This window comes from Fischerella major NIES-592, from assembly GCF_001904645.1.
Classification (GTDB): domain Bacteria; phylum Cyanobacteriota; class Cyanobacteriia; order Cyanobacteriales; family Nostocaceae; genus Fischerella; species Fischerella thermalis.
In genome coordinates, this window is sequence record NZ_MRCA01000030.1 from 1 (window position 1) to 8,138 (window position 8,138).

Consider the following 8,138-nt stretch of genomic DNA (forward strand, 5'->3'; position numbering starts at 1 on the left):
CATCCCCCCGCGCAGATTCGCATCCCCCGCCGCGTCCGCCGTCGTCCTCCCCCCGCCCGCTCTTGGGGGGTGCTGCGCCAGTCGTGCTACGCATTATTTATTTGAAGTCGTTGCGCGATCGCGCGTTTACAATCGATCGCTACCCCCCTCCCGTCCCCCACGGGGGGAAGCCGCACACACAGGGTTTTCTAGTGTAGCTACGGCTGTCAAGGGCGCTAATCGCGTGAACTGCGCCAGCCCGACAAAGTTGTTGCTTCGCGTTTGTTAATTGGGTCTGGCTTGCCCTTGACAGCCTTCGCGGTTAAAAAAGCGTTCTTTGTGTGCGCTTTGCGCGGGAGTTGCTTGTGTTTGTTTCTTGTGGCTGGTGTTGCGGCGCGTCTCCTGTGGGTTGTTCCGCTCCGTTTGTTTCTTCGGTTGTGCCTCTCGCTCGTGCGTCTGGTGCTTCCTTCCTTTGCTGTCGTCCTTCTTCCCGTTCGTTCTCGCGTTGGGTTGTCGTGGGGTTCTTTTCTTCTCGTGCGGCGGCTGGTGCGTTTGCTGCTTCGGCGGCTCGTCTGCTTTCGGCGGCTGAGTTTTCGGCGGGGGCTTCTTTCTGTGTCGTGCGTCGCTCTGGTTCTTGGTGGTGTGTTTCTGTTCCCGTGTTTGTTGTGCTGTTTGCGTCTGGTTCGTGTCCCTCGTTTTGGGCGCGGCTGAGCTAGCTGCTTGGGGCTTTGTGCCCCTTTTTTGTGTCCGGCAGCGATCGCCAATCATGAAATTTGATTATCGATTGTTTTTTCGCCAGTCCCAGGGCTTTTGAGAGTTCGGATCTCTCCAGACTCCAGCCTTCGCGCTTTTTGCCATCTCTTCAGCAACAGCGATCGCGTTCTTGTTGGGGCAATTTCCCGAATATCGCTGGTAATGATAAGCCATACCAGCCCTCACCATTTCCCCATTCAAAAAAATATCATCGTCTTTCCCTTTGGCTGGTACGAACAACTCAGCCACAGTACGTCCGTATCTATCTTTCTCAATTGGGACAACATAAATTTGTCCGCCACCTTGCTTAACCAGCGATCGCAGATAATCTCTAGCAGCAATGCCCATCTGCTGTTTGAGTTCGGGCGCATCGATGCCACAAAACCTGACTTTCAACTCTTCTGAGCCATTCGTCAATCGCATCGTGTCGCCATCGTGAATCGCGTCCCTGGTTTGGGCAATCTTCCAGACTTCTGAAGTAGGAGGAACGGCATTACTAGAGGTTTGAGAGTTTTGTGAAGCAGTGCGATCGCCTTTTTGAGAACACGAGTAAGCAATCAGCGCTCCTGCTAAGACCAAAGGAAAGGCATTAAGTAGTTTGTTCATGACTATTTCTGCCTCATGTCCAGGGTTATCTCAACTGTTATCAGCCTCTCATTTTGACCCAGGACTTTTATTCTTCTAACCCTTCCCGCATAAGGCGATCGCACGGCTACTAGCTCATCCAGCTTCGTCTCTGTTTCCTGTAATTGATTGGTTAGGGAAGCCATGTCATATTGCTGCTTTTGTAAGTTGGTCTGTTGGGCTGCCAACTGAATCGAATGCTGGTACTGTTGTTGCTGGTAGCGGGTTTTAGCCTCACTCATACGAGCAACAGATGCTTCTACTGCGATCGCGGCTTTAATCTGCCGTTCTTTCAAAGCCGCTTGCTGCCTAATTTTTTCCGGTCTTAGATCCTCATTGAGCCACTGTTGCTTAAAAGGCAATTCTGGAGCTTCTTTGAGTGCTTTGGTTGCTAACTCTAATTCAGCCTTGGCTTTTTTCAGTGCTATTTCCTCAGCTTCTAAGTTCGGCGCTGGCAGAGAAGCAATGGGATTGAGCGGCAGGGACATTTGAGCGATCGCGACTTCTAGCTGTTTCTTCTTGGCTTCCAGCCGTTGGCGCTGCTCGGTTCTGTCGCTGATAATATCTCCCTGTTGTATCCTGTTCCCTTCTTTGATTTTCAGATCGTCCATCGAGGTCAGGTTGACAGTAATTTTGTGGCGCTTGGGCTGTTTGGACTGCTCGATAACTGGCGCTTGATTCTGCTCTTGAGCATTAACCGAACTCGATTTGGAATTTTCAGACGGGCTTGCTAAACCAATAATGACGGCGGCTAATCCTATAAATCCCATTCCTGCCCATCCTGCTAAAGTTTCCTGCTGTATCTTCATCTTTATGTCTCCGGCTTAGGTGAGACTACTTTTACTGTTAGCGTACCCACGGCGTACTGGTCGCGAAGAGCTAACAAAGCTTTATCGATGGGACACCAGGACAGTTTGACATTAGAACCCATTACCTCGATGACCGGATAGGTCGCTGGATCTGCTTGTACTTTAATTTCTTCAGGAAAATCTACCGCCAGCGTTCCATCAAGAAAAATAGCCGCGTTGGGATTGTTGGCTATTAGCTGAGTCAGAGATGCGATCGCTTCAGTATCGTCAAAGGTCAAAGTCTGGATTATTGTCTTGGCTTCTTCGCCAACGCTGGCGGTTAATCTATCTGTAATTAACTGCTCTCCCGTCTTGTAAATCCCTTTGGTATTTTGAATGATGAACTCTGAGCCATCGACGGCAACAATAAAGTATTTGCCATTGGCAGAAGTAGAATCGATCGCCAAAACCCCGCGCACGTCTGCGTATACGTGATGGGTAGGCGAAGAGGCATTATAAACATCCAGGGCACTGCTCCTCAATCCCAATCCTTGACCGACTTTAGAAAATGTACCGCCACTGGTCGCCAGCCAAATTCCCAAAACTAGGGCAGCCGTAGCACTGACTAAAACCCAATATTCAGAGGGGGAACCTGTTATGATGCGGCGGTTGGGATTGCTTACACTGATTGCCCAGACTGGGTTAGGAAAAAATAGCTGAACTCCTTGCCTAGTAAATGTATCGCTGAAACAAGCTAGAAGATGCCCCAAGGGTAAAGCGATCGCCGTCCAAATATCCCCTAGTAAATGCCCGATGAGCAGTGACACAGCAGCGATCGCAGCCGTCGCCAGCAGCGAATGAGTAATACTTCGGTGGGGAAAGCGTTTCTCAATCCATCCCGACACTGGAAAAAACATTGCTCCTATCGTGCTTTTGGTAGTGTCCAAGTCGGGAAGCTGCGAACCTAAAACGGCTAACCCTAGTTTGTAAGGGTCAGCCGTTCCCAAAATTAATGATGTTCCTGCTGCTGCAATCACCGCATGAGTTACAGCCATAAACCCAAGAAACATTAAGCGCCTAACCTTTTTCTCGAACCTTTTACGTTACCAAGCTGTTTTAGCGCCATGCCTGCAACCAGGCAAACACCGCCCGTAATGTACATTCCCTTATTGTTCGTGCCTAACCCGATGAACCGCACTACGCCAAATGCCAGTAGCGCCGTGATGAGAATAGGCATGATAACCACATATTGAGTATGTTCGGGCTTAGCCTGCTTATTTAATCCTAGTGCTTCGTTGCGGATTACTTTCTTAGCTAGCATAGGATTTCTACCAGCTAGAGGCTGAAGAGAGGCTAGTTTGGAATTATCTAGAGTCAAACCGTTCTTTTTAGCTTCTGCTTCCATCACTTCGCGAATAGCGCGATCGCTTGGCAGTTCAAGCTCAATTTCCAGCATCTCTAGAAAAATATCTCTGCTAGGATTGGCAGCGCCAAAGCAAACTATTCTTATTCCATTAGCTAGTAAGTCTTCGAGCCAGTAACGAATAGTAGTTGTCAGCCGCTTTGCTTCTGGGAAAATTAGCAGCGTCTCATCGCTACAGTTCGCCGCGATTTCTTCTTTTAGTTGGTCAACGGTTAGCTGTTTGCCATCTTCGTTTTCAGTCGGGATATCTAGCTGAAAAGCAATCGTCTTAAAAAAACTTTTTAAAGAGCCTTTGTAGATGGCGATCGCAGCCTGGAACTCCCCTAACATCTCTTCATAAAGAGCTTGGGCAAAGTCAATAATTCCAATCCCTGCTTCGCCAATAACTAAAGCTGAATGACCAGATCGAACAGCAGCGCAAACTTTCTTAAATTCCTCTCCTAATTCCCGCCCTGGTTGCGCCACTGACTCAGAAGAACATCTGCGACCTGGACGGGTGTGAATTTTGGGTTGGCTGCCTCACGAGCTAGATTGACTTTTTCTTGCAGATCTTCTGGCAAATCTTCTTCGCTCATTTTATCTGCGATCGCTCGCTTGACCAAAGCAGGCATCGCAATTTCACGAGCCTTTAATTCTGCTGCCGAACGCATTAACTGATTAAAGTCAAATTGTGCGGTTGGCTCTGAAGGTTGTATGTAGATATCTTGGTCTGAATTACTGTTAGCTGAAGTAGCTAATTTATTATTATCAACTTTGACAATAGAGCTAATCTCAAATCCTTCTCTTCTTCCTGTATTTTCAACGTGTTGACGCAATGCCTTGACTTGTTCTGCTTGCTCAAAAGTTAGCCAGATTTTTCCTTCAGAATCCTTATCAGGTTTGATGCCAAGAAACTTAATATCAGCATAATAAGTATCTTTTTTAATGTTTAATTCTTCCATCAGGTCTTCTGGGCGGATGAGTTCGGGAGGGGCAGAATTCTGGTTCATGGCGCTTAAAAAATTTTTTCAGAGGTATACATAATATGTGAGGCATTAATATTTTTATACCGGAGTCTCTCTCAGAATTCTGTGATCGCGATCAGAAACCCCAGAATTTCATTCTTAATATCAGAAAGTTAAAGCAAGCTGTTAGAAATTTAGCTAGTTTGTTGAAAAAAGATTTTTCTGCGATCGCAATTTAATTCTGGTTAGTTTTTCTGCACTTTGTAAAAGAAAAAATTTTACTCTTTCATGACCCGCCACGCGGTTTGATTGCCTATTTTTCCCGCCTTGACGAATATCCAGTTGCCCCTTTTATAGCTTTTCTGTCCTCGCTCTACTTTTGGTTTTACTCCTATTAATTTTTGGATTTCTGCTGTGGTTAATAACCAGTCAGAAGCCTTAGCCCTCTCCAGTTCTGAGTGATACCACAATGGAGATTTGGGTGCTATGCGATCGCCAATCTCCTGAATCAGCGCCTTGACTAGATATCCTGGGCTAGCGTCCACTGGACTTTCTATCGCGTCTACTGGACTGTCCAATTTTTCCAATTGACCCGCTTGGCTGTTTTGCGCTGTCCCAAAAGTAGCCATTGTTCCTCCATCAGCGATGTGCTGGTGAAGTTCGTCGAGCGATCGCAACTGAGAAGCATTGATATAGCTTTTGTTTCCCTCTTTGAATGGCTTAATGTCCAGTGCGTCCAGTCGGTTGTAGACTGCTTGTTTACCAATGCTGTATCGGCTCTGTAACTGGCTTACAGGGAAGTTATCAATTTCAGCGTTCATGATTTTTTTAATATGTCCAGCGTGTCCACTAGACAGTCTACTCTGACCACTGGACTATTAATCAAGTCACTCGATACTCCCCATCAACTCGGCTATCCAGCAAGTAGCTTCCAGTGGGCAAAACATGAGTTGACTTTGCTTCTCTCTCAACCGAGCTTTCTTCATCGCTTATTGCCAGTGCTACAGTTATACGCTCTGGTAATTCTTCAATAACTTCTGCGATCGCCTCTCCTGAACTGCTGATTTTAAGGCAATATCCCGCAACATCTTCTAGTGGAATAAATTCGACGGTTCCCACTGAAGTCAGGATTTTAAGCGATTCTCCTTGATTAATTGCGATTTTCTTCATATAGCAACTCCTAGCAATTTCAAAATTTCTCTAACTGGCGCTTTCTGCTTTTCTAGCTTCTCAACTTTTCCTAGAAGCTTCTCAGAAATATAAACTGTGCCTTTTTTGAGGCGATCGCCCTCGCGCCAGATTTCATAGTGATACCAAGGCTGCAAATACTCTGCAATAATTAGTCCCGTGCTTTTATCCTTCCGCTTGCAGGTCTTCCAATGAATCGAGCCTGACCCTTCACCCTTGCGGCGACGGGTTTTACTAGGGGATATTTCCTGTTGCTGGTTAATCTTATCCCCTAGTAAATTTTCTGGTAGCCAACCACAGACCCCGCAGCCGTCATCAAGTTTAATAGTTTGGCTTTTACAACTGGGACAGATAGAGACGAGGGCTGTTTGCGATCGCGGTTCGTCTTGTTGGCTAAGATTTTGAGACTTTTTACTAGGGGTTTTGTCTAGATCTGGCTGTTCTTTATGTCCCCTAGTAAAATCAAGCTCTGTCTGTATGACGATGGGAGACAGTTTATCGATCGCTGCGCCGAAATGCTTACGAGTGGCAATCATTGTTTTTTATTCCCCTTCTCGATGAACTGTTTTAAAAAGCTGCTCAGGTCTGCTAGGGAAACCAGATCTTTGTCTGGGTTATAATCAGGCTCAGCCTGAACCCGTCGCCATTCCACCAAGCGATAGGGCGCACCTGTTATAGGGTCTAGCTGTTTCAGCCTGACTAAAGGCTCGTTGTTGCGATCGCGACTTAGATACTCCGGCGGCAAGTCCTCAACAATTTCATCCGAAGAAGCCTGAGCGTACCAGTCCAAAAATTCGGAGCTTAGAGACTGCGGTAACTTCTCGATTGGCTGCTTTGGTAACTGATAAAGAAAGACGGACTTAGGATTTTTAACTGTGTCCCAGGTCTTCTCTACGTGCGCGGCTGCCCCATACACCTGCGAAATGTGGTGAGATGCGATCGCCTTTCTTACTGTCCCATCAAGCGGGATTTCCAGTTCCTCTAGCTTGTTAATCAAGTTCTCCGGTAACTTGCTATTGGTTACTTTTTCTTTTGCCTGCTTACTCCCTTTCTCAAAAATTTTTTCACCTTCCTCCTCCTTGGTCTGGAAGGTTTGAACAGTTTGAAGAGTCTGAAGAGTTGTAGAATCTTTATCCAGTAAAGGTTTTAGCTTTTGACATTCCGAAATCCTGGAATTTGACTCCGAAATCTCGGATTTGAACTCCAAAATCTTGGAGTCTGACTCCGAAATCTTGGACTCAATAAGCTGTTCTTGTTGCGAACACTCCGAAATTTTGGACTGGTTTGAGAAGCCTTGCAGATTGACGACTTTGGTAACTCCGTCTTGGAAATCAAACAAACTGAGTTTTTGGAATTTGGCTTTGGCTGCAAAGTAAGTTGATTTCTTGACCGCGCACTTGAGCATTAATTCTGCTGGTGAAAATTTGGCTCCGCGATCGCCAAATGGGTCAAGACTTATCAAATAGCACCAAATTCGCCATTCAGCAGCCGTTAGCTTTGATTCTAGAAGTTTGTCTCTAACAGTAGGGGTAAGTCTGAAATAGGTATCTTTAGCTCTATTTCTTACCCCTTGGGGAATTGGGATATTCATCGTATAATCTGTTTGTTAGCTTAAAAATTGATTTGTTTAGCTTATACGCTAAGCGCATGGGGCAATTATACACCTATGCGCTAATTTAATCTATGCTTCGAGAATTTTTTACACAAGTCAAGCGCCATCACGGGATAACAGGAAAGGAGATCTCTGAGCTAACAGGAATCTCGCAGAATCACATCAGCGAATACTTGCATGGCAAGCGGGATGTGACCTCTGATGTTTTATGGCGCATGATCGAAGCGATGGATGAAATCAGCCCTGGAGCTAGAAGAGATCTTGCTAAAAAGATTGCTGGCGATCGCCCAGAAATCACCTATGAAGAGTTAGATGAGGACGAGCTAGCTGAGGAGATGATTAAAATGGGTCGAGCTTGGAAAACAATACGCTCCAAAAAGCTAATAAATGTGAACTAGCTCTTAAAAATGACCGTAAATAAGCAATTGTACTAAGGAGAACTGCAAACCTAATTTGCATGGATAAGTAATAATTGTTCTCAACTGGATATTAAGTTGAGATTAAGGGTAGCAACGCTGTGGAGTGCCGTCCGGTGAATTATGAAGACGTTCGGGAATTGGTGCGATCGCTTCCTGTCGAGATGAGGGCGAAGCTGATCGAAGAAGAGCTTAAGACAACCGGATTGACGGTCATCTTCGGCGGCAATAACACGACTACAGCAGAGATTGTCTTACAGATTCATGGGGCAAAGGATATAGACGTTGATGAAATCCTTGGCGCATTGGCATCTCGAATCAAGCAGGATAAAAAAAAACCTGTAGATGTAGAGGAAAAAAGCGATCGCCTTAATAATTAGCTAATTGCTCCCTACGGTCGCGCCGCCAACC

Annotated in this window: 12 protein-coding genes; 3 read left to right on the forward strand and 9 right to left on the reverse strand. The window is 46.0% G+C overall.

Annotated elements, in window-relative coordinates:
* The first annotated feature begins 344 nt into the window (after window positions 1-344).
* Window positions 345-695, forward strand: coding sequence for a hypothetical protein (locus NIES592_RS24815; RefSeq protein ID WP_139253794.1), 351 nt, complete (start codon window positions 345-347; stop codon window positions 693-695).
* 61 nt (window positions 696-756) lie between these two features.
* Here the strand turns inward: NIES592_RS24815 and NIES592_RS23845 are convergent, their stop codons facing one another.
* The 9 genes from NIES592_RS23845 to NIES592_RS23885 all read right to left on the reverse strand — a co-directional run bounded on the left by NIES592_RS23845 (window position 757) and on the right by NIES592_RS23885 (window position 7,290).
* Window positions 757-1,338, reverse strand: a complete 582-nt coding sequence (locus tag NIES592_RS23845) for a thermonuclease family protein (protein ID WP_083602526.1) — start codon at window positions 1,336-1,338, stop codon at window positions 757-759.
* Between the two features lie 2 nt (window positions 1,339-1,340).
* Entirely contained in the window at window positions 1,341-2,165 is an 825-nt protein-coding gene (locus tag NIES592_RS23850) for a hypothetical protein (protein ID WP_083602525.1), read from the reverse strand.
* Between the two features lie 2 nt (window positions 2,166-2,167).
* Window positions 2,168-3,214 (reverse strand): metal-dependent hydrolase, encoded by a 1,047-nt coding sequence (locus NIES592_RS23855; protein WP_218600605.1) that lies wholly within the window; start codon window positions 3,212-3,214, stop codon window positions 2,168-2,170.
* On the reverse strand, window positions 3,214-4,032 hold the full coding sequence (locus tag NIES592_RS23860; protein WP_073557110.1) for a hypothetical protein: 819 nt from the start codon (window positions 4,030-4,032) through the stop codon (window positions 3,214-3,216). The genes NIES592_RS23855 and NIES592_RS23860 overlap by 1 nt, the downstream gene beginning before the upstream one ends.
* Entirely contained in the window at window positions 4,008-4,556 is a 549-nt protein-coding gene (locus NIES592_RS23865; protein ID WP_073557111.1) for a hypothetical protein, read from the reverse strand. Before NIES592_RS23865 ends, NIES592_RS23860 begins: the two co-directional genes overlap by 25 nt.
* Window positions 4,557-4,789: 233 nt before the next feature.
* Complete coding sequence (locus NIES592_RS23870; protein WP_073557112.1) at window positions 4,790-5,332, reverse strand: hypothetical protein; 543 nt, start codon at window positions 5,330-5,332, stop codon at window positions 4,790-4,792.
* Window positions 5,333-5,393: 61 nt separating this feature from the next.
* The gene (locus tag NIES592_RS23875) at window positions 5,394-5,681 is read right to left on the reverse strand and encodes a hypothetical protein (protein ID WP_073557113.1); all 288 of its coding nucleotides are present in this window, start codon (window positions 5,679-5,681) and stop codon (window positions 5,394-5,396) included.
* The gene (locus NIES592_RS23880) at window positions 5,678-6,235 is read right to left on the reverse strand and encodes a hypothetical protein (RefSeq protein ID WP_073557114.1); all 558 of its coding nucleotides are present in this window, start codon (window positions 6,233-6,235) and stop codon (window positions 5,678-5,680) included. Before NIES592_RS23880 ends, NIES592_RS23875 begins: the two co-directional genes overlap by 4 nt.
* Window positions 6,232-7,290, reverse strand: a complete 1,059-nt coding sequence (locus tag NIES592_RS23885; RefSeq protein WP_073557115.1) for a hypothetical protein — start codon at window positions 7,288-7,290, stop codon at window positions 6,232-6,234. Before NIES592_RS23885 ends, NIES592_RS23880 begins: the two co-directional genes overlap by 4 nt.
* A gap of 92 nt (window positions 7,291-7,382) precedes the next feature.
* On the opposite strand from NIES592_RS23885, the gene NIES592_RS23890 reads away from it, so the two are divergent.
* Both NIES592_RS23890 and NIES592_RS23895 read left to right on the forward strand, forming a co-directional pair.
* Window positions 7,383-7,709, forward strand: a complete 327-nt coding sequence (locus NIES592_RS23890) for a helix-turn-helix domain-containing protein (protein WP_073557116.1) — start codon at window positions 7,383-7,385, stop codon at window positions 7,707-7,709.
* A gap of 134 nt (window positions 7,710-7,843) precedes the next feature.
* Entirely contained in the window at window positions 7,844-8,107 is a 264-nt protein-coding gene (locus tag NIES592_RS23895; protein WP_073557117.1) for a hypothetical protein, read from the forward strand.
* Window positions 8,108-8,138: the final 31 nt, after the last annotated feature.